Annotated in this window: 20 protein-coding genes, 1 other RNA gene and 1 pseudogene; 11 read left to right on the forward strand and 11 right to left on the reverse strand. The window is 27.1% G+C overall.

All coding sequences use genetic code 11. The features are described from left to right. From Q0J90_RS12725 to Q0J90_RS12735, 3 genes are all read right to left on the reverse strand, one after another. Positions 1 to 2,268 (reverse strand): efflux RND transporter permease subunit (locus Q0J90_RS12725; RefSeq protein ID WP_297278264.1); only part of this gene is annotated, 2,268 nt, incomplete at its 3' end. Between the two features lie 300 nt (positions 2,269 to 2,568). Further along, positions 2,569 to 3,612 carry a hypothetical protein gene (locus tag Q0J90_RS12730; protein WP_297278265.1) on the reverse strand — a complete coding sequence of 348 codons (1,044 nt, stop codon included), beginning with the start codon at positions 3,610 to 3,612 and terminating at the stop codon, positions 2,569 to 2,571. Further along, complete coding sequence (locus Q0J90_RS12735) at positions 3,600 to 4,352, reverse strand: pyridoxine kinase (RefSeq protein ID WP_297278266.1); 753 nt, start codon at positions 4,350 to 4,352, stop codon at positions 3,600 to 3,602. Before Q0J90_RS12735 ends, Q0J90_RS12730 begins: the two co-directional genes overlap by 13 nt. A 140-nt stretch (positions 4,353 to 4,492) precedes the next feature. Between Q0J90_RS12735 and Q0J90_RS12740 the strand changes: the two genes are divergently transcribed. Further along, the gene (locus Q0J90_RS12740) at positions 4,493 to 5,197 is read left to right on the forward strand and encodes a phosphatase PAP2 family protein (RefSeq protein ID WP_297278267.1); all 705 of its coding nucleotides are present in this window, start codon (positions 4,493 to 4,495) and stop codon (positions 5,195 to 5,197) included. Here Q0J90_RS12740 and Q0J90_RS12745 read toward each other — a convergent pair. Then, positions 5,192 to 5,797 carry a methyltransferase gene (locus tag Q0J90_RS12745; RefSeq protein WP_297278268.1) on the reverse strand — a complete coding sequence of 202 codons (606 nt, stop codon included), beginning with the start codon at positions 5,795 to 5,797 and terminating at the stop codon, positions 5,192 to 5,194. The genes Q0J90_RS12740 and Q0J90_RS12745 overlap by 6 nt on opposite strands. 87 nt (positions 5,798 to 5,884) lie before the next feature. On the opposite strand from Q0J90_RS12745, the gene Q0J90_RS12750 reads away from it, so the two are divergent. Beyond that, a complete protein-coding gene (locus tag Q0J90_RS12750; protein WP_297278269.1) occupies positions 5,885 to 6,163 on the forward strand; it encodes an acylphosphatase in 279 nt (92 codons plus the stop codon). A gap of 30 nt (positions 6,164 to 6,193) precedes the next feature. Further along, complete coding sequence (locus Q0J90_RS12755; RefSeq protein WP_297278270.1) at positions 6,194 to 8,005, forward strand: LysM peptidoglycan-binding domain-containing protein; 1,812 nt, start codon at positions 6,194 to 6,196, stop codon at positions 8,003 to 8,005. 69 nt (positions 8,006 to 8,074) lie between these two features. Here the strand turns inward: Q0J90_RS12755 and Q0J90_RS12760 are convergent, their stop codons facing one another. Next, positions 8,075 to 9,898: a methyl-accepting chemotaxis protein gene (locus Q0J90_RS12760; RefSeq protein ID WP_297278271.1), complete on the reverse strand. Its 1,824-nt coding sequence runs from the start codon at positions 9,896 to 9,898 to the stop codon at positions 8,075 to 8,077. Positions 9,899 to 9,912: 14 nt separating this feature from the next. Continuing rightward, positions 9,913 to 11,724 (reverse strand): methyl-accepting chemotaxis protein, encoded by a 1,812-nt coding sequence (locus Q0J90_RS12765; RefSeq protein ID WP_297278272.1) that lies wholly within the window; start codon positions 11,722 to 11,724, stop codon positions 9,913 to 9,915. Between the two features lie 216 nt (positions 11,725 to 11,940). Here Q0J90_RS12765 and ssrA point away from each other — a divergent pair. After that, positions 11,941 to 12,293: a transfer-messenger RNA gene (ssrA, locus tag Q0J90_RS12770) on the forward strand. Positions 12,294 to 12,320: 27 nt separating this feature from the next. Beyond that, a complete protein-coding gene (locus Q0J90_RS12775; protein ID WP_297278273.1) occupies positions 12,321 to 12,854 on the forward strand; it encodes a hypothetical protein in 534 nt (177 codons plus the stop codon). On the opposite strand, the gene Q0J90_RS12780 is transcribed toward Q0J90_RS12775, so the two are convergent. The 3 genes from Q0J90_RS12780 to Q0J90_RS12790 all read right to left on the reverse strand — a co-directional run bounded on the left by Q0J90_RS12780 (position 12,851) and on the right by Q0J90_RS12790 (position 14,685). Then, positions 12,851 to 13,582 (reverse strand): ComF family protein, encoded by a 732-nt coding sequence (locus Q0J90_RS12780; RefSeq protein ID WP_297278274.1) that lies wholly within the window; start codon positions 13,580 to 13,582, stop codon positions 12,851 to 12,853. The genes Q0J90_RS12775 and Q0J90_RS12780 overlap by 4 nt on opposite strands. After that, positions 13,583 to 14,374 (reverse strand): prohibitin family protein, encoded by a 792-nt coding sequence (locus tag Q0J90_RS12785; protein ID WP_297278275.1) that lies wholly within the window; start codon positions 14,372 to 14,374, stop codon positions 13,583 to 13,585. It lies immediately after the preceding gene. A 68-nt stretch (positions 14,375 to 14,442) separates the two neighbouring features. Next, positions 14,443 to 14,685, reverse strand: a complete 243-nt coding sequence (locus Q0J90_RS12790; protein ID WP_297278276.1) for a hypothetical protein — start codon at positions 14,683 to 14,685, stop codon at positions 14,443 to 14,445. Between the two features lie 194 nt (positions 14,686 to 14,879). Between Q0J90_RS12790 and Q0J90_RS12795 the strand changes: the two genes are divergently transcribed. The 5 genes from Q0J90_RS12795 to tmk all read left to right on the forward strand — a co-directional run bounded on the left by Q0J90_RS12795 (position 14,880) and on the right by tmk (position 18,990). Beyond that, a complete protein-coding gene (locus tag Q0J90_RS12795; RefSeq protein ID WP_297278277.1) occupies positions 14,880 to 16,190 on the forward strand; it encodes an NCS2 family permease in 1,311 nt (436 codons plus the stop codon). 64 nt (positions 16,191 to 16,254) lie between these two features. Next, positions 16,255 to 16,500 (forward strand): hypothetical protein, encoded by a 246-nt coding sequence (locus Q0J90_RS12800; protein ID WP_297278278.1) that lies wholly within the window; start codon positions 16,255 to 16,257, stop codon positions 16,498 to 16,500. Positions 16,501 to 16,548: 48 nt separating this feature from the next. Next, complete coding sequence (locus Q0J90_RS12805) at positions 16,549 to 17,112, forward strand: EamA family transporter (protein ID WP_297278279.1); 564 nt, start codon at positions 16,549 to 16,551, stop codon at positions 17,110 to 17,112. Between the two features lie 90 nt (positions 17,113 to 17,202). Next, positions 17,203 to 18,351, forward strand: coding sequence for a phospho-N-acetylmuramoyl-pentapeptide-transferase (gene mraY, locus Q0J90_RS12810; protein ID WP_297278280.1), 1,149 nt, complete (start codon positions 17,203 to 17,205; stop codon positions 18,349 to 18,351). 27 nt (positions 18,352 to 18,378) lie between these two features. Continuing rightward, positions 18,379 to 18,990 (forward strand): dTMP kinase, encoded by a 612-nt coding sequence (tmk, locus tag Q0J90_RS12815; protein WP_297278281.1) that lies wholly within the window; start codon positions 18,379 to 18,381, stop codon positions 18,988 to 18,990. Here tmk and Q0J90_RS12820 read toward each other — a convergent pair. Continuing rightward, the gene (locus Q0J90_RS12820) at positions 18,959 to 19,378 is read right to left on the reverse strand and encodes a single-stranded DNA-binding protein (RefSeq protein ID WP_297278282.1); all 420 of its coding nucleotides are present in this window, start codon (positions 19,376 to 19,378) and stop codon (positions 18,959 to 18,961) included. The two genes, tmk and Q0J90_RS12820, sit on opposite strands and share 32 nt — an antisense overlap. 187 nt (positions 19,379 to 19,565) lie before the next feature. On the opposite strand from Q0J90_RS12820, the gene Q0J90_RS12825 reads away from it, so the two are divergent. Continuing rightward, positions 19,566 to 20,498, forward strand: coding sequence for an alpha/beta fold hydrolase (locus tag Q0J90_RS12825; protein WP_297278283.1), 933 nt, complete (start codon positions 19,566 to 19,568; stop codon positions 20,496 to 20,498). 131 nt (positions 20,499 to 20,629) lie between these two features. Here the strand turns inward: Q0J90_RS12825 and Q0J90_RS12830 are convergent. Beyond that, positions 20,630 to 20,889 (reverse strand): annotated as a pseudogene (locus Q0J90_RS12830) (hypothetical protein); the annotation flags it as partial.

A 20,889-nucleotide genomic window follows, 5' to 3' on the forward strand; every position in this document is an offset into this window, starting at 1 on the left:
AACATCTATATCAGTATAATCTGAATTATCCGGAGTAATTGTAGTAGCTGTTCTTCCTGCAAAACTAGTATTTATTATTCTTGCAACATCATTAATTTTAAGTCCCATTTTTGCAGCAATATTTCTATTAACATAAACTTGAAGTTCTCTGTTAGATTCATCTATATCAACCATAGCACCTCTAACTCCTTCTATATTAGATATAGAAGATACTATTCTGTTTCCTAATTCCTCTGCCTGTACTATATCATCTCCTAATATTTCAATCCTTATAGCCTCTCCTCCTGTTGAAGCTGATCTTGAACCTAATAGTCTGACATTTATTCTAGCAGGGTATAACTGCAGTTTTGCTCTAGTTCTTTCAAGATAATCATTTATATCCCCTACCCTTCCTGAATTCTTCGCTTTTAATTGTATTCTTATATTGGCACTATTCGCTTCGCTTCCTTTTCTTATTCTTGATTGAATTCTCTGCAAATCATCTTTAATAATTTCTTTTATATCATTTTCCATTAAGCTAATAAATGACTGTGTTTGCTCATACTTAGTACCTATAGGCATAGTTACCTGCACCATAAACTGTCCTTCATCAGTTTTTGGGAAACCCTCTTTTCCTATAAATTTTAATCCTATTATTATAACAGCAAATACTAATATCATAGAAGGTATTAATACTGTTTTTTTCCTTTTAATTGAAAATGATAAAATTTTCGAGTATATTAAATTTATATTATTATGTATATATTTATTAGTTAAAATTTCTAATTTACCAAGTAATTTTAATCTTTTATTTGTAACAAGTCTGGCACCGAACATTGGTACAATTAAAAGGGCAACGAGCAAAGAAGCTATCATAGATATTGTAACCGTAATACATAAATCCCTAAAAATTTGACTTGTCATTCCTTCAATATATAAAAATGGCAAAAACACAGCTATTGTTGTAAAAGTGGAAGCAGATATTGCAAGAGATACTTTTGAAGTACCATTAATAGCAGATGAATATTTTCCAAAACCATTATTTCTATAATAAAATATATTCTCAAGCACTACAATAGAATTATCAACCATCATTCCTATTCCAAGAACTAAGCCTGAAAGAGATATTACATTTAAAGTTATTTTCATAAAATACATAAGAGTAAAAGTAACTATTATAGAAAGAGGTATTGATATAGCTATTATTGATACTGTTCTAATATTCCACATATAAAGCATCAATACTATTACAGCAAAAAGTCCGCCCTGCCAAGCAGCTCCGAGAACTCCTTTTATAGCCTCATTTATACTGTCGGCTGTATTAAACATTATTTGATATTTTACGCCGTTTGGAAAATTATATTCTTCTAATTGTTTTATAACATTCTTTGAAACTTCAACTGTATTTGCTCCTGATTCTTTACTTACTGCTATTGATATGGAATTTTCTCCATTAACTCTTATTATATTAACATCATCATCATATCCTTCATAAACTTCTGCCAAATCCTGTACTTTAACTACAGTGCTGTTATCTCCATCTGTTTTTAAAGCGATAGCTGTATTTTTTATATCATCAATACTTGTTATCTCTCCCATAGTTCTTATAGTATATTTATAAAAACCCTGATCCGCCTGACCTCCTACCAAATTATTATTATCTCGTGAAAGAGCAGAAGCTATATCATTTATATTAATATTGTATGCTTTTAATCTATTAAGATTAACATCTATTTTTATTTGAGTTTTTAATCCTCCTAATACTTCAGCCTGTGCTACTCCTTTAGCCTGTTTTATTTGAGGAGCTATTTGATTATCGGCTATATTATATAATGTAGTTTGATCATCTATACCGTAAATAGCAACTTCCATTAATGAAGTATCATCCATATTAAATTTTCTTACGGTTGGTTTATCAGCATTATCCGGAAGAGAAGATGATACTTGCTCTAATGCCTCTCTTATATCTTCAGTTGCCTCTGTTAAATCTACACCCCAATTAAATTCTATTAACACATTTGAAGAATCCTCTCTTGATGTTGAGGTAATATTTTTAATATTATTAACTGTAGCAACAGCTCCTTCTATAATTTTGGTAACAGATTTTTCTATCTCTTCAGGACCTGCATTTTTATATCTTGTATATATACTTACATAAGGAACCTGCATATTAGGCATGAAATCTATTGAAAGTCTTGATAAACTTATAAGTCCCAATATTAATATTGATACTATAACCATAAGTATAGTAACTGGTCTTTTTACTACTAATTCTATTATTTTATTCATAAATCATCGTTTTCTTAAAATTATTTTAATGTTAAACAGCTTTTATCAATTATAACATAAGCTAATTACATATTATATCATGTTAGACGAATAATATGTAAAAAAGTTTTAAATTTTCACCATTTAATACTGAGAAAATGTAAAAAATATTTAAAAACAAAATTTGTTTTATAAAACTTGTAATAAATAATTAGAGCTTATTATTTTCCAAAAATAAAGGTTATAAAAAAATAACATATAATAAAAATTATTTTTTATTATATGTTATAAACAATGATATATAATAAATTAATAGACTTATTATCTAGTAAATAATTTTATAAATCTTTCCCTATATTTATAAGCTAATAATTTTTTATTATACAATTCTGCTAATTTCTTTATTTCTGTTTCATCCATATGATCAGTATCTATGGCATATATATAACTGTCTTCTTTAAATCCTTTTATCATAATGTTCATGTAATTATCAAATTTTTTCATTAAGAAAAATCTAAAGAACAGTATAGAGCATGTTAATATTAATGAATTAACTATTACATATATCAATATAAACATATAATAAGGATAAGTGAATTCTTTTCCGCTTCCGATAAAGAAAAATCCATTTCCCTGCATAATTGCAGTCTCAAATAACAGATGCTTGCTTTCAAAATCTTCCCAATCATCGCTTCTGTATTTAAGCTCATTATCATAATAAAGAATAGCCATATTATAGCTCTTAGCAAATCCTTCATATTCTAATTCATCAATATTTCCCTCTTTTGAAAATGTAGTATCTGCTGCATATATTATATCATTCTTTTTATTAGTATAAGAAGTAACTATTTTATTATCAAAAACCCAATTTATTATAGCATAAAGTACAACAAATATTATAGCTATAAGTACAGATACAACTATAATATAATGCGAGGTTATCAATGAATAAAAAGTATTTTTATTTTCTACAGAAAAAAGATAAAAGAAATATATTATATGTGATATATAAAATATAAATAGTACATGATATCCTCTTGTAAGAAAAGAAGATATAAGATTTTCTCTAAGAAATACTCTGTTTAGAGAAAAAAAGTTTGTTATATAGAAAAGACCGAATATTGATAATATAAAAGGTATCAAATAAACTGTAAGATAAAAAAACATCTCAGTTCTTGAATATTTCTTAATTTTATAGAAAAACACAGAAACAAAATAGAAAGAACATAAAAATTCTATAAACATCAATATTCTCATAATTGCCGTATTTACATTAACTATCATATAAGCACACATTGATATTATAGTTAAAGATGATACAGCAGACACTATGAAAGTGATATTATATTTTGCTAGTTTCTCCACTTTATTTCTCCTGTTTTTGCTTTATCATATATTTCTTTAATCATCTTATAATCTAACCCTAAAAATGAAGCATTATTCACCAAATTATATATAGCACTTAAAAATATAGGCTGAGTATTTTCTATTATTTTTTCTGTATACGGATATGATGCCATTATTCTTGAAAGATTAAAAAGTATAGCTATCAATTTTGATGAACTTGAAAGCTCATCATTAGTTATAGAATAAGGCAGTACGCTTTTAGCAGCTATTGCTATAAATATTGGATTTATATGCTCCAATGTAGAAATATTTTCTATAGAATTATTGATCATATCCTTTGCTTTATCATAAAATTCTTTCTGATCATATTTATATTCATTAAATATTGGAAGAGAAGCAATATAGCTAGTATGCATTATATCTCTTAATATTAAAAGTACAGATATATAACTAACTAATTCATCATTTGTAAGTCCAAATTTATCATCACTTATTATTTTTTCTTCTATTCCATTCGGCTTAGTCCATGATATAGAAATAACCTGTCTTATTATATCATTTTCCAATATGGTGTATGTATATGCTATATAATCTAAAAAAGCTTCATTCTTATTCAAGCTTTTTATTAATCTTATTATAGACTGTCCTTGAGTTTCTGCATCATCATCAGAACCTGGTATACGTGATAAAAAGCCAAAATTAATTTTTTCTTGTAAATATATTAAAAACTGCTCATAAGCATCATTTCCAAAAAGCACTTTACAATATCCTAAAATAATAATTTTTGTATTATCTTCGGAAAATTTAAAAAATCACTAAATATTTTAAAAATTTTAATAGTTGATTTATTTAAATTTTATGATATTTTATTAGAAATCACAAAATTGGATTCTTTTATATGGATAATGAAAAATACAATACTAATAATGAGATAGAGGAACTAGAACCCAATAAAGATAAAAAAAAGCTTAAAAAGAAAAGAAGAAAAAAAATAAAAAAAATCATCAAAAAAAGAAGAAAACAGAAAAGAATCAATTATATAAATAATTTACCTCTAATAAAATTCATGTCAAAAATAGATGACAAGCTTTTCCTAAAAATATTTAAAGATAATAGAAGAGGCCCTGTAAAAACATTCATGAAATTTATGAGCAGAATGGGGGACGGATATGTATGGGCTATGCTTTATTTAATATTTTATATGTTTAGAATAGATTATGCCGCTCTTTATTTTTCAAGGGCTATTTCAGCTGTATTTATATGCATATTTTTATTCCTTTATATAAAAAGTTTTTTCAGCAGAACCCGTCCGTATAAAAAGCATGATAAAATACCTATAATGTACCCTCCGGATAAACATTCTTTTCCATCAGGACATACTATGGTGGCATTCGGCATATCTTTTTGTATGGGAAGCTACAGCATAGGTTCTGCTTTTTTGTTTTATCCTATAGCATCTTTAATAGCTTTCAGCAGAGTATATGTAGGACTTCATTATCCGTTTGATGTAGCATTTGGTATTATATTTGGAACTATCATAGGATTTTTATCAAATCTTGCGTTTTTTCATATAACAGGACTTCCTATATTCGGGCATTTATAATTTTTTATTATTTTTCATTTCCTTTTTCAATCTTTGCTTGATTTTATTTGAAGGAATATTATTACGTTTTTGAGAAATAAATATATAATATCCATTTTTATTTATTACTTTTACTCCTCCAAAAATAGAAGTTAACTTATTTTTATACCAATCAAGACGCTTAGTTACCATAACAAATTTACCATTAAGTATAAGTTTATAAAAACCAGCCTCTATAAAATGTTTAGGTACGGAAAAATCAGCATGATAAGTAGGATTTGAGAGTATTATAGAAAAATCATTATGATGTATATTTTTCAAACCATCGCTTTTAAGTATATCTATATTAGGAACATCATTTAAAACAGCATTTTCCTTTGCAGTATTAATTGCATTATCATCTATATCGCACATAATAACTTTATCATCACCTATTATTTTGGCTGCAAGTATGCCTACAATTCCGTATCCGCATCCTAAATCTAAAACTTTGCTTTCTAAACTAAAATCTATTTCTTCAAGCATAGACAATGTACCTGCATCAGCATTTCTAGGAGAAAAAAGTTTATCATTAGTATTTAATTTTAAATCAATATTATTTACAGAAACATTTATAGTCATATTAACATTTTACAAATGTTTATATAAATTGTCAATTTTTAATTTGCCGTTATAAATTCAATAAAATCTATTTCCGATAATTAAGATATGTTTAAAGTAGATATAATATTAAAAGGAAGAGTTCAAGGCGTAGGCTTTAGATACTATGCAAAACAAGTAGGCGATGAAATGAAAATAGGCGGAAAAGTATGGAACAATTATGATGGTTCTGTAGAAGTTATAGGATACTTGGAAACTAAAACTCATATTGAAGAATTTATAGAAAAGATTAAAAAAGGACCTGAAATGTCCAGTGTTAAAGAATCTGTAGTTACTGTTACGCCTGTTGATCCTCTTGTAGATGAAGTTTTTGAAATAGTAAACTAATAGCTTTTATATTGAACTGAAATAATAATTATGAAAAATGTTTTTAAATATGCATCAATTATAGGATGTACATTTGCCTCTGTTAATTTTGGGGCTAATTATATAGATTATAAAGTAAAAAACGGAGATACTTTATACGGTATAGCTTTCGCCCATGATATGAGTGCAAATGAATTTCTAAAAGTAAATAATATAGATGATCCTGATAAATACAGCCTTAAAATAGGGGAAACTTTAAAAGTTAAAGAATCCGGATACAGCCTAGTATATGATTCTGAAAATAATGTATATGGAATAAAAGAAGAGAAATCATATAAAGATTATAAAGTAAAAAATGGAGATACTTTATATGGAATAGCCTTTGCACATGGAATGACTGCAAATGAATTTTTGAATATTAATAATATAAAGGATGTAAATAAATATAATTTAAGAGTAGGAGAAATATTAAAAGTAGCTGATAATGATAAACAATCAAAAGACAATGTTAATATTTCCAATACAAATAATGATAGTGAAAAGAAATCTTATGATACATATAAAGTAAAAAGCGGTGATACTTTATACGGTATAGCTTTTGCTCATGGCATGACAGCAAGTGAATTCTTAAAAATTAACAATATTGATGATACTGACAAATACAAATTATATGTAGGAAAAACAATGTATGTTGTAAATTCAAAGAAAGATAATACTGTAAGTGAAAAACAAACATACACTGAATCAAAAGACACAGAATACTATACTGTTAAAAGAGGAGATACTTTGTACGGTATAGCTTTTGAAAATGATATAAGCGTTAACGACTTTTTGAAAATCAATAATATTGAAGACCCTTTAAAATACAAATTAAGAGTTGGAGAAAAATTAAAAATATATGCTAAAAATAATAATTCAAATTCTACAAGCAGAACTATAAAAACTTATAAAGTAAAAAGCGGTGATACTCTTGGAGAAATAGCATTAAAAAATTCTATGTCATTAAAAGAACTGCTTGAATTAAATAATTTGAATAATAATTATGTGCTTAAAATCGGAGATACTTTAAAATTATATGATAATATTAATATAAATACATCAAAACCTGAATACAGAACTTTAGAAAATTATAAAGTTAAAAATGGTGATACTTTAAGTGAAATTGCAGCAGCCAGAGGAATGGATTTAGTAGAACTTTATTCCATAAACAATTTAAATAATAATTATGTACTTAAAATTGGAGATACTTTAAAAGTATATGCAAATCCTAAAAAAACAAGCACTTTAGTTACATCAACATATAAAATAAAAAGCGGAGACACTTTATATTCTATAGCTAGAAATCACAAAATGGATTTAAGAGATTTAATGAGACTTAACAATATAAAAAATGCCAATGAATATAAATTGTATATAGGAAACTCATTAAAAGTACAAACATTAAAAATGATACCATATTCATTTAATGATGACAGTGTTCTCCCTGAAAGTTCTTTTATATGGCCATATAGAGGAATAATAATATCCGGCTATGGCGTTACTTCTGATAAACTTGCAAACAGAGGTATAAATATATTAGGAGATGTAGGAGATAAAGTTGTAGCTGCTGATGACGGAATAGTTGAATATGTAGATGACATAAGAGGATTCGGCACTGTTATAATATTAAAACATAAAAACGGATATAATACTTCTTATGCTCATTTATCAAAAGCAAATGTTAAATTAGGAGATATAGTTTCTAAAGGCGAATATATAGGCAACATCGGAGATACTGGTATGATAAACAAAAGCGAATTATACTTTAAAATATCATATCAGGGAAGAGCAATAGATCCTTCAAAATTACTTCCTAAAGCTTAAATTATTGTTATTATTGCTATAGCTATAAACTAACTGCATCAATTATATGCTTTTAGTTTATAGCTTAAATTATTTATTAGAACTGAATTTAAAGAAACTCAATTCATTTACTATATCCTCTGCCATTTTTGAAGTCTTTGCACTTGCATCTGAAGCTTCTTTTGAAAGTTCTTCATTTTTTATCATAATTTTATTGATTACTTCTATTTCATTATTAATGTTATTTATTCTCTCTGTTTCCTCTCCGGATGAAGTTGCTATATCTACAAGTATAGAAGAAGTTTCTATAGAGATTTTTGATATTAAATTTAATACTTTAGAAGAACGGCTTACAGAATCACTTCCTGTATTTATCTTTTTTACAGCATCCTCTGCTATATCAGTTATATCTTTTGTTGCTTTACTTACTGTAGTTGCTAATTTTCTTATTTCACTAGCTACAACTGCAAATCCTTTACCTTGATCACCGGCACGTGCCGCTTCTACTGCTGCATTAAGTGCAAGTATATTAGTCTGCAAAGCAATGGACTCTATAGTTTTTGTTATCTCAAATATTTTTTTACTTGAATTTTGTATTTCATTCATATTAACTTCTATTTCCGAAATGGTTTGAACACCTGTTTTTGTAGTATCTTCCATTTTGTCCATAGAATCTTTTGCTGATGCTATACTCATAGATGAGGAATTTATCGCTGTTGATATATCCTGTAAAGCTTCATCTAACTTCTCTAAATTAACAGCCTGTATATAAGCTCTATCCAATAATTTATTGCTTGAATTACTTATTTCTATACCTACATTGTTGATGTCTTCTATGGCTTTTTTTATTCTATATACAAGCTTTCCTATATTAGCTTCCATTTTATCTATAGCTCTTCCCAAATCTCCTGCCCTATTTCCTTTAGCCAATATTTTTTTATCTATTCTATAATTAAAATTACCTTCAGACATATTATCAATAGCAGTAATGGCTATATCCAAATAGGATGATAAAGGAAGCAGAACCATAGATGTTAAGAATAATCCCATTAATAATAAGAATATCACTATAAGTATAAATACAAATAATATCTTCTTTGACATAGCATTATAAGAATGTAAATCTCCTTTTACTGCTAAAGCCCAAGATGTACCTTCTATATTACGAATACAGCCCCAATTATTTCCGTTAATTATAATAGGAGATTGCGGATTATTTACATATTTTTCAAACCCTTTAAAAACTTCATCATTGTTAAATATTGTAACATTGTCCTTAAGAATATTATTTGCATCTTTATGCATCATATAAAGACCTTCAGAAGTAATTAAAGATATATTATCTTTATTTATATTACTGATGTTAATATTTACAGTATTAATACTCGAAAAATCTATACCAAATACTCCTTTCAATTTACCATTAGTATAAACTGCTTTTGAAAAAGTTATGAGCAATTTTTTTGTATTGAAATCTATATAAGGATCTGAAATATATATACCATTTGTAGATAAAGCTCCTTTATACCATGGTCTTGAAGTTTGATCATAATTTGTGGGATATTGATGAGTTACACTTAAAAATGTTCCGCCTTCTGAAAATGGCACAGTATTTCCATAAAGTATATCAAAAAATTCTTTTCTCTTATCATAAACATTTGTCATAGATAAACCAAGTTCATAAGGTGTTAAATCTGCTGCCATATACGAATCTAATATATTTAATACAAGTTTAATATTATTTATATCTTTTTCTATAGATGAACTTATTCTATTTATATCTATATAAAGCTGTTCTAAATAATCATTTTTATAAATATTAGAAAATATCATAAACACTATAGCTGAAACTACTATAATAAAAATAGAATATGGTATTATTAATTTTAATAGGAGTTTAATATTATTTCTCATTTAATGCACCTTAATTAATTATCTGAACTTTTGAACTTGAAAAAAGAAAGTTCATTTACTATTTCATTAACTATTTTAGAAGCTCTAGTACTTGAATCTGCACTTTCCTGAGCAAATTTAGCATTACTTTTAGTTATATCATTTATTTTAGCAACTATATTATTTATATTATTTATACCGACCCTTTTATCATTAGACATCTTATATATACCGGATAAAGAATTTGAAGATTCAAAAACAGAAGTTTCAATACTATTAAGGGCTTCTGAAGATTTACTTACAAATTCTGTACCGTATTCTATTTTTGATACAGCACCTTGAACTATATCTGTAATATTATCAGCAGAATCAGTTACTGTCTGAGCAAGAGAACGCACTTCATTAGCAACTACAGCAAATCCTCTTCCCTGATCTCCAGCACGTGCCGCTTCTACTGCTGCATTAAGTGCAAGTATATTAGTCTGAGATGCTATAGACTGTATAGTTGCTATAATATTGGATATTGCATTACTGGATTCAGTTATTTCCTGCATATTTTTTTCTATTTCATTAATCATTTCTACACCAAGCTTTGTATTATTGGATGATTCATCACTCATTTTTTTAGCTTCATCTGTTTTATTAGCAGCATATTCTATGGAAGAAGAAATAGCTTTTATAGCTTCTACTAATCCTTCTAATGCAATGGATTGTTCATTTGCCTTATTAGACAATTCAATACTAACATTTGCTATAGCCTCACCATTTTTATTTACTTCCTCAACACCTGTTTTTATCTTATACATGGTTTTACCTATATTCTTCTGCATTTTTTCTATAACATTATAAAGTCTGACAGTACTTTCATTAGATTTTTCATTTTTAATAATACGTGATGAAAAATTACCATTAGACATATTTTCAATGCATAATATAACATCATCCAATCTATCAGAAATAGGAACAAGAGACACTGAAACTATAATTACCTCGCCTATTATAAATAATAAAGCAATACCAACAAGAAAAATTATTAAATATCTTATACTATTATAATATTCTTGAGCATTGCCTTTAAAAGCTATATACCAAGGAGCATTGTCAATTTTATATAATGCATACCAATAATTATTATTAATTTTTATAGAATTATCATTCATATTATTCTTATACACAGAAAATAAATTATCTGAAAATAATGATACATTTTCATTTAATACATTTTCACTATTTTCATGTGTTATATATAATCCATTCTCTGTAACAATATTGATGCTTTCTATAAAATTATTATTATTATCTATAACTGAATTTACATTATCAAAGTCTATTCCAATGTATCCTGCCAGACTATTATTAACCATTACCTTATAAAGAAATGTTACTACTAAATTTCCAGAAGTAAAATCAATATAAGGAGCTGTTATATACAAATTACTTTGCGATTTTGAAGATTCTACATACCATTCTCTAGTAGTTTGATCATAATTATCAGGATATGATATTCTCGAACTTATAAATATGCCGCCTCTATTATATGGAATTGTATTACAATAGAATACATCATAATAATTACCAATTTTTTTTACATTTGTAATGCTTTTCGCTATATTATTAGCATTTACACCAACAGATGCATAAGAACTTAATAAATCAATAGAGTTTATAATATCATTAACTTTATTTTCTACATTCCATTTAGCTGTATCTATATTAATTGATATTTCATTATAATAGGAAGCCTTATTTAACCTAATGAATATTGATACTAATATTGTTCCCATTATTAGTATAAAAATAAAATATGGTATTGTGAAACTTAATATGAGTCTGATTCTATTCTTCATAAAATATAATTTCCAAAAATTGTATTATATAAATTAGGATATCAATTTTAATATAAAATTCAAGATATCTATATAAAAAAACTTATACAAATTTGAACTATCAATATTTATTTTACCAAAATAAAAAATAAATATTTTTATAAATTGTTATGATATTTTGAATTAAAGTATTGACTATTTTATTATATATACTATAATTAATTAAGTTCTTTGAAAGGGGATGCTCCGGCTTCGACTGCGATGGTTGGAACGTATTTTGCATAGTCGTGCTAGGTGTATGCACGTTAATATCATACTAAACAATAAGTGCAGACGAATACGCACTTGCAGCTTAATTGAAGCTGCCGCTGATTAGGTGATTTGTCTATGGGTTATCTTTTCGGTGTCGAACTACATAGAACTTGTATTAGGTGCCGTATGAGCCTAATATTACGTATACTCATGCTAGTCTTATAGTTTTTCTGCTTGTCTTCTACCTATAAGGCGAATCTCTCGAAGATAAGCTATGCTATGTAGACGAATGCGGTACGCTTCGTAGGACGCGGGTTCGAGTCCCGCCATCTCCAATATTAATTCTAACCAAATTTTATATATCTATGAAAAATATAATCAAATTTACTACATTAGTTTTTATAATTATTAGTCTATATTCTGTTTCATTATTCGCTCAGTGGGAAGTTAATATTGATAATGACTTAATGTTCATAATGAATTTTGATGACAAAAATGAATCAGCATTAGGAGTCGGTGTAGATACTTCAATAGCTGATAACTGGGCATCGGCTTATGGAAATGCTCAAATTGCTGTGGTTTTATTTTATAGTGAAAAAATAATGCCTGAAAATGATTTATATTTACGCATAAAGAAAAAATCTAATAATTACATTAGATATTCTATTTCTGATGAAGATATTATTGAAAATGATGAAGAGATATATATTGCTATAGGAATAAATACTGAAAACGGTGTTAGAGCTAACAATTTAATAAAAATACTTCTTGATTCATCATCTGTTGAATTATACAGCAATGATGAATTATTGGGCTCTTATAAATTAGAAGGCTTAAAAGGAGTATTGGAAGAAAACCTTGGCAATACAGAATGGTATAATCAAAAAATAAAAAATTAGGCACGGGCTACAGTCAGCACCCCCACCCTATTAATACATTCTAGTTTTTTAATCTCTTTTGAAAGTTCATTTAAAGTGCTTCCCGTGGTAAATACATCATCTATTATAAGAAGATTTATTTTATTTGGGGAATTATAATCAGTATTAACAGAAAATGCATCTTTTATCATGTTTATTCTTTCTGTTTTGCTGTTTAATGAACTTAAAGCCTTTGTTTCTTTTTTACGAATTATAATGTCATCTATTAATTTTATATTTATAATTTTAGATATAGTTTCTGCAATAATTTTGCTTTGATTATATCCTCTTTCCAAAAGTCTTTTCTTACCAAGAGGTACAAAACTAACAGCATCATAACTTTTAATATAATCTTTATAATAATGACTAAGCATAGCAGCAAAATCTCTGCAAATCAAATATCTATGAGAAAACTTCATTTTGTGAATCAAATCTATTGTATTATTGTTATAATAAAGCATAGATTTGCATTCATCAAAATAAAGCTCCTCATCTTTACAAATACATATTGAAGTTTTGCTTTCTAAAACTTTACCGCATTTATTACATCTTATATATTCATCTTTATGAATATAATCTAAATTTTTATTTATACAGTTAATGCAAATATAATTCATATTATCGCTTTGCATCAGCTCTCCGCATATTATACAGTGATTAGGAAATATTAAAGAAAATATATTATTTATAATATGCTTAAAAAATTTCATTTATTTAACTTGTATCATAGGTGTAACACCGGAACCTGATACCTGAGGCATTTTACCATCCCATTTTTCTATATACATTCTTTGTATTAAAAGAGGCGTCAAAGATTCCTGCATTATTCTATTTGCTTCAGCTATACCTTTAGCTTTAGTAACTTCAGCCTCAGCTTCGTATCTAACTTTCTCCAAATCATTTTGAGCAGTCAATGCATTTTGAGAGGCTATTAATTTTCTTTCTATAGCTTGATCAAACTCATCCGAAAAATCATGTTCTATTATAGAGCATGCAGCAACAACTATACCGTAATCCTGAAAATCATTCATAACTTCTTTTAAAAGTTCTGCTGCCATTTCATTTCTTTTTGTTATGAATTCTTCTATAGTATATCTGGCAGAAACAGCATTTAAACTCTCTGATATTCTAGGGTTAATCAATTTATCCTTATAATCAACCCCAAACTTACTGTATAAATCTAATGCATCCCCGCCTATAGAATACTGAACATTTAACGTCATAGATATTGTCTGCATATCTTTTGATGATACAGCATAAGTTTTCTCAACTGTCTGTTCTCTAACTTCCATAATCTTTATAGTATCTATAAAAGGAATTTTAAAATGAAGTCCAGGCTCTTCCTGAGATATTGCTCTTCCTAGTCTGCTTCTTATTCCTACTTCACCTGTAGAAACAATAGTTACGCCTGAAAAAATTAAAAAACCTACAACCAATACTATTGGAAGCAATATAAAAAGTATAGAATGCAATTTGCTTGAATTAATACTAATTATTCTCATAAACAACTCCTTTGAATTATAGAATACAATATAAATAAGTTTTTTGCAAGATACCTAAAAACAGTATTTTACATAAATAAATTTCTTGCACATCTTAAAATAAATTTAATTATACAAAAAACAGAACTGAAAAAAGAAAGAATATAATTATCAATAAACACATAAAGATAATCAACTATAAAAACACATACACTATAAGCAAAAACAAATACGCATATTATTAACATAATAATAATATCAACAAATAACTCTCTAAACTCTTCAAATAAAAACAATGTAATAATAGAAGATATAAGAATTATTAAAAGCATATAGGCAATACTCCTTATTATAAGATAATAATATGAGTATAAATAATTATGATGACAAAAAATGACATATTTTAAAATTTAATAAAAAATTTATTAATAAAACTATAATTAAAAAAATATTGCAAAATTTATAATCTCATATATAGTATAGCTTTCATAACAAATTATGAAAAAGAATATTAAAGGATATATTTATGGAAAAGTTTTTTAGGCTAAAAGAGCATGGTACTAATGTTAAAACAGAAGTTATAGCTGGTTTTACAACATTTATGACCATGGCTTATATATTAGCTGTAAATCCTGATGTACTGTCAAGTACTGGTATGGATAAAGGAGCTATATTCACCGCTACTGTTGTTTCATCAATAATAGCAACATTAATAATGGCATTGTTTGCAAATTTACCATTTGCATTGGCTCCTGGAATGGGACTTAATGCTTTCTTTGCTTATACAGTTGTACTTGGAATGGGATATAGCTGGCAGACTGCTTTAACTGCTGTATTTGTAGAAGGTATTATATTTTTAGTATTAACAATATTTAATGTTAGAGAAGCAATAGTTAATAGCATACCTGTTAATATGAAAAGAGCTATTTCTGTTGGTATAGGATTATTTATTGCTTTTATTGGTTTGCAAAACTCAAAAATTATAATAAATAATGATGCTACATTGCTTGGTATAGGAAATATTACTTCAGGCAGTGCATTGCTTGCCATAATAGGACTTATAATAACAGCTGTTTTATTATCGTATAATGTAAGAGGCGCTATTTTATTGGGTATTCTAATCACAACTGTAATAGGAATACCTATGGGTTTAACAAAACTTTCTCCTCATGCTAGTTTTGTACCGCCTTCTTTGGAGCCTATAGCTTTTAAACTTGATTTCAGCAATATATTAACTCCTAATATGTTTATAGTTCTGTTTACTTTCCTTTTTGTTGATATGTTTGATACGGTTGGAACATTGGTAGGAGTATGTACTAAAGCTAATATGCTTACAAGAGGAGGAGAAGTTCCTAGATGTAAGCAGGCTTTATTTGCTGATGCTGTAGGTACAGTTGTAGGTGCATGCTTGGGTACTTCCACAGTTACAACTTATGTTGAAAGTGCTTCAGGTGTTGCTGAGGGTGGAAAAACAGGACTTACTGCTTTAGTTGTTGTTATACTATTTACTATATCATTATTCCTATCTCATATATTCTTAGCTATACCTAGTGCTGCTACTGCACCTGCTTTGATAATAGTTGGTTTATTTATGATGACTCCTATATTAGAGATAAATTTCGCAGATTATACTGAATCAATACCTGCATTTATATGTATAATATTTATGCCTTTTGCATACAGTATAGCTGAAGGAATAACTTTAGGTGTATTATCATTTACTATACTAAAATTAATATCTGGTAAAACAAAAGATATATCAATATTAACTTGGATATTATCTGCATTGTTATTATTGAAAATATTTATGCCTTTAATACAGGCTAGTTTAGGATAATATTTATAGGGTGGAATCATAATAAGGTTTCACCCTTTTATACACTTAATCTTTTAGGAAATATATGATGAAAACAGGAGTTTCTATATTTGCAGCAGCTATTGTACAAATTATATGGGGACTTTTGCCTATATACTGGAAAACTATAGACAATTTCAATGCTTCATTCATATTGTCAATGAGAATAATAACAACTTTAATATTTACTTTTATTATAATATTCCAAAATGGAAGTATTAAAAAATTATACAGAGGTAAAAAAGAATTAATTGCTATTTTATTTGCCGGATTATTTATAGGTCTTAATTGATATTTCTACATATATGCTGTAAATTCTAACAGAGTTTTAGAATCAGGATTGGCATATTATATCTCTCCTATACTTTCAATACTAATAGGAATAATATTTTTTAAAGAAAAGAAAAATGCTTTAGAATATACTGCTATTGTTTTAATGATTATAGGAATATTATATCAAACTTATGCGATAGGATATCCTCCTGTACTGTCATTAATAATGGCATCAACATTTTCAATATACACAGCATTAAAAAAAATCACATCATATTCAGCATGGGAATCACTATTTTTAGAATCATTATCTATACTAATACCTGCATTATTTTTATTTAAAATATATTATCCTGATCAGCCTCAGCCTATTAATACATGGATAATATTATTAATGATAGGTTTTGTAACAGGACTTCCTTTATATTTATTCTCTTTAGTTGTAAAAAATATACCAATATCAACATTAGGATGTCTGCAATTTATATGCCCTATATTAGAGACAATATTAGGTGCTTTAATATATAAGGAAGAATTACCTATTAGTAAGATTATTACATTTATAATAATAATATCTGCCGCTTCTTTATATGCATTTTCTTTAATTAAAAATGCTAAAAAATCAAATTAACATAATATTTTTTAATTGACAAAACAATTTATATATAATACTATATTGGAATAGTTTTATAATATTTTTATACAAAGGTTATTAGTATACATGTTATATGAAATTTTTTATCCATTAAGAGAAACATTTTTTGGTTTTAATATATTTAGATATATTACATTCAGAACTGCGGGAGCTGTAGGAACTGCCTTAATACTTGTATTGGTATTTGCTCCTAACATAATAGAAAAATTAAGAAAACTTAATTTTGGTCAGGTAGTTAGAGATGATGGTCCGGAAACTCATTTAGCAAAGACAGGAACTCCTACTATGGGAGGAATATTCATAGTTGGAAGCATAATAATAAGTATATTATTATGGGGTAAATTGGACAATTTAAAAATTATACTTCTTACCATTTCCTTAATAATACTTTCAATATCAGGGTTTCTTGATGATTTTTTGAAAATAAAATATAAAAACTCTAAAGGACTTCCAGGAAAATATAAAATATTATTCCAAACTTTAGTAGGCTTAATAATAGGAATTTACCTATACTATTTTGATAAATCAACATTTTTAATGACATTTGAACTTAATCAAGGCATAGGGGTTCTTGAAGCTGTAAAAGTTGCACAAGTACCTTCATCTACAGTATTTCTTCCATTTGCAAGCACAATATATATAGATTTAAAACTATTATACATACCTTTTGCAACATTTGTAGTTGTGAGTATGAGCAATGCTGTAAATCTTACAGACGGTTTAGACGGATTAGCCATAGGATTATTAGTAATAATGTCAATGGCATTGGCTGTACTTTCTTATATATCTGGTAATTCGCTTATAGCCACATATTTGAAAATACCATTTATAGCAGATGCCGGAGAAGTTACAGTTTTTGTAGGTGCTTTAATAGGTGCCGGTTTAGGATTTTTATGGTTTAATGCCCATCCTGCTCAGGTATTTATGGGGGATGTTGGAAGTTTATCTCTTGGAGGCGTACTTGGTATTATAGCATTATTCATTAAACATGAGCTTCTTCTTGTCATAATAGGAGCTGTTTATGTATCTGAAGCATTTAGTGTAGTTTTACAAGTGTTTTCATACAAATTATTTAAAAAGAGAGTATTTAAAATGGCGCCTCTTCACCACCATTTTGAAAAATCAGGGTGGAAAGAAACACAAGTTGTATTTAGATTCTATATTATAGGTATAATAGCAGCAATTATAGGAATAGCTACTTTAAAAATAAGATAATTTATATATTTTAATAGGAGTCGTTATATGAATGGAAAATTAATAGTACTAGAAGGTATTGATGGTTCCGGAAAATCAACTCACGGAATTATGCTTACGGATATATTAAATAATGCCGGAATAAAATCTATATATACTTTTGAGCCTACTCATGCATATTTTGGTGCTAAATTAAGAGAAAGCATGTTTTCAAAAGATTTAAATCCGGAAGAAGAACTATCTCTTTTTATAGCTGATAGGAAAGAGCATATTAAGCATATGATAAAACCCGCAATTAATGACGGATATATTATAGTATTAGACAGATACATATATTCTTCTGTAGCATACCAAGGAGCTAAGGGAATAGATAAAGAGCATATAATAGACTTACATAAAGACTTTATTATAGAACCGGATTTAGTATTTATTTTTCATTTACCTATAAAAAATGCTATAAGCAGAATTATGGAGAAAAGAGGATTTGTAGACAGATTTGAAAATGAAAACTATCTGCAAAAAGTTGATGAAATATTTAACTCTTTTAATGCTCCATATATACATCATATAGATTCAAATAGAGATGAAAAATCTATAAACAATGAGCTAATGCAAATAATAAAAGATTCTAAAATACTTCCTCAAGACTTTCCTCTATAAAATCTGATACTATTTGATTATTAGCCATATTTGGACTATAAGTATTTTTTTCTACAGATTTTTTATCCAAATTTTTTATATCCAATGCCAATATATAAATTGAAGTTTTTTTATTACCATCTTTAGAAACATAAGAATTTTGTCTTAATTCTCCATTAATGAGAACATGTCTTCCTTTAAATAAAGTAACGGCTGCCTTATCTGCATTATATCCCCAAGCAACCAAATCAAAGAAATAAACCTCTTTTTGTAAAGTACCATTTGTATAATAATATCTATTATTGGCAATAGAAAATCTGCATAAAGATTTGCCATTTTTTGTTTTCATATAAGTAGGATCTTTTGTTAATCTTCCCTCTATTACTATTATATTAGCATTTCCAGACATAATTATTATCTCCTTAAAATATTTATTTTGTTATGCTAATAGTTAAACAAATTTTTTTTATTTTTAAGCCTAAAATTATAATTAATTTTTGTAGTATGTATAATTTTTTAATACAAAATTATTTATTGCATTAAAAGGAAAATATTATATAATTTCTCCAAACATAATAATATTGCTGGAGTCTTTTATGAAAACTATAAACAGGGTATTAATAATGGATGATGGACATAGAATGTACACTTACCTTTTTATTCCAGATTCAACCCCAAAGGCAATAGTACAAATAGTTCATGGACTTGGAGAACATGCTGGAAGATATGCTGAATTTGCCTCAAAATTAACTGATGCTGGTTTTTTAGTTTGTGCCGATGATCACAGAGGTTTTGGAAGAAGCACTGTAAGTAAGGATCAAATAGGACATATAGCCGATAAGAATGGGCATGAATTAATAATAGAAGATTTAAAACATCTAATTCAAAATACTAAAGCAGATTATCCTAATATACCATATTTTATGTTGGGACATAGTATGGGATCTTTCTTAACAAGAGGTTTTTTAATAAAATATCATCAGGACTTAAATGGTGCTGTAATAATGGGTACCAGAGGAAAACCTAAGGGAATTGAAAATTTCGGAAAAACTATAGCCAATATTCAAAAATCTATATTTGGAGGAAGAAAAAGAGCTTATTTACTTGATAAATTATCTGTAGGAGGATACGGCAAGAAATTTTTTCCTGAAGATAATTCTCCTCATGCTTGGCTTACTTCCGACAAAAATGAGATTAATAAAGTATTAGAAGATGAATATTTTGCAAATAAGCCTGCAAGTATAGAAACATATATACAATTATTTGAACTTATAGATAAAATATCTGATAAAGATAATTATTCTTCAATGAACAAAAATTTTCCTATACTTTTAATTTCCGGGAACAGAGATCCTGTAGGAGATATGGGAAAAGGTGTTAAATGGGTGCATGAAATGTATAAATCATTGGGGCTTAAAGATGTTAATATAAGTCTTTACAAAGATGGAAGGCATGAAATACTTAATGATGTTCAAAGAGATGAAGTTACAAAGGAAATTATACAGTGGCTTAATGATCATATAAAATAAAAATAATACTAATATATTATAGAGAAGTGCTTTTACATATCAGCACTTCTCTTTTTTATTTAACACAATAAATAAATTTAGGGGCGGGTGGGCGGGCTAATTAGATTAATAAAAAAATAGCATGCTTTTTATTAATTGTAGCCGTCACTTCTTCCGAAAGATATTCCTAAAACCAAGCCTATTGAAAGATCAGAGAAATTATACTTATTATATACATTATATCCTATATTATTATTAATAACATCCGTTTTATACTGCATACCGAAATTGTACATAATGTATCCGCCTATATTAACAGCAAAATTAGGAAATAAATATAAAAATCCTTCAACAGTGAGTTTTATATAAGGCATTATAGGAGCTTTAAATAGATTTCTCATATCATTAACAT

Source organism: uncultured Brachyspira sp. (genome assembly GCF_944390595.1).
GTDB lineage: Bacteria > Spirochaetota > Brachyspiria > Brachyspirales > Brachyspiraceae > Brachyspira.

What these genes read in the sequence shown, in the direction of transcription:
- Q0J90_RS12755 (WP_297278270.1), top strand. Translation starts at nt 6,194, where the DNA reads ATGAAAAATGTTTTTAAATATGCATCAATTATAGGATGTACATTTGCC.
- Q0J90_RS12820 (WP_297278282.1), bottom strand. Translation starts at nt 19,378, where the DNA reads ATGTCTGGAAATGCTAATATAATAGTAATAGAGGGAAGATTAACAAAA.
- Q0J90_RS12790 (WP_297278276.1), bottom strand. Translation starts at nt 14,685, where the DNA reads ATGCTTTTAATAATTCTTATATCTTCTATTATTACATTGTTTTTATTT.
- Q0J90_RS12785 (WP_297278275.1), bottom strand. Translation starts at nt 14,374, where the DNA reads ATGAGAATAATTAGTATTAATTCAAGCAAATTGCATTCTATACTTTTT.
- Q0J90_RS12825 (WP_297278283.1), top strand. Translation starts at nt 19,566, where the DNA reads ATGAAAACTATAAACAGGGTATTAATAATGGATGATGGACATAGAATG.
- Q0J90_RS12745 (WP_297278268.1), bottom strand. Translation starts at nt 5,797, where the DNA reads ATGACTATAAATGTTTCTGTAAATAATATTGATTTAAAATTAAATACT.
- Q0J90_RS12795 (WP_297278277.1), top strand. Translation starts at nt 14,880, where the DNA reads ATGGAAAAGTTTTTTAGGCTAAAAGAGCATGGTACTAATGTTAAAACA.
- mraY (WP_297278280.1), top strand. Translation starts at nt 17,203, where the DNA reads ATGTTATATGAAATTTTTTATCCATTAAGAGAAACATTTTTTGGTTTT.
- Q0J90_RS12780 (WP_297278274.1), bottom strand. Translation starts at nt 13,582, where the DNA reads ATGAAATTTTTTAAGCATATTATAAATAATATATTTTCTTTAATATTT.
- Q0J90_RS12765 (WP_297278272.1), bottom strand. Translation starts at nt 11,724, where the DNA reads ATGAAGAATAGAATCAGACTCATATTAAGTTTCACAATACCATATTTT.
- Q0J90_RS12775 (WP_297278273.1), top strand. Translation starts at nt 12,321, where the DNA reads ATGAAAAATATAATCAAATTTACTACATTAGTTTTTATAATTATTAGT.
- Q0J90_RS12750 (WP_297278269.1), top strand. Translation starts at nt 5,885, where the DNA reads ATGTTTAAAGTAGATATAATATTAAAAGGAAGAGTTCAAGGCGTAGGC.
- Q0J90_RS12740 (WP_297278267.1), top strand. Translation starts at nt 4,493, where the DNA reads ATGGATAATGAAAAATACAATACTAATAATGAGATAGAGGAACTAGAA.
- Q0J90_RS12760 (WP_297278271.1), bottom strand. Translation starts at nt 9,898, where the DNA reads ATGAGAAATAATATTAAACTCCTATTAAAATTAATAATACCATATTCT.
- Q0J90_RS12800 (WP_297278278.1), top strand. Translation starts at nt 16,255, where the DNA reads ATGATGAAAACAGGAGTTTCTATATTTGCAGCAGCTATTGTACAAATT.
- tmk (WP_297278281.1), top strand. Translation starts at nt 18,379, where the DNA reads ATGAATGGAAAATTAATAGTACTAGAAGGTATTGATGGTTCCGGAAAA.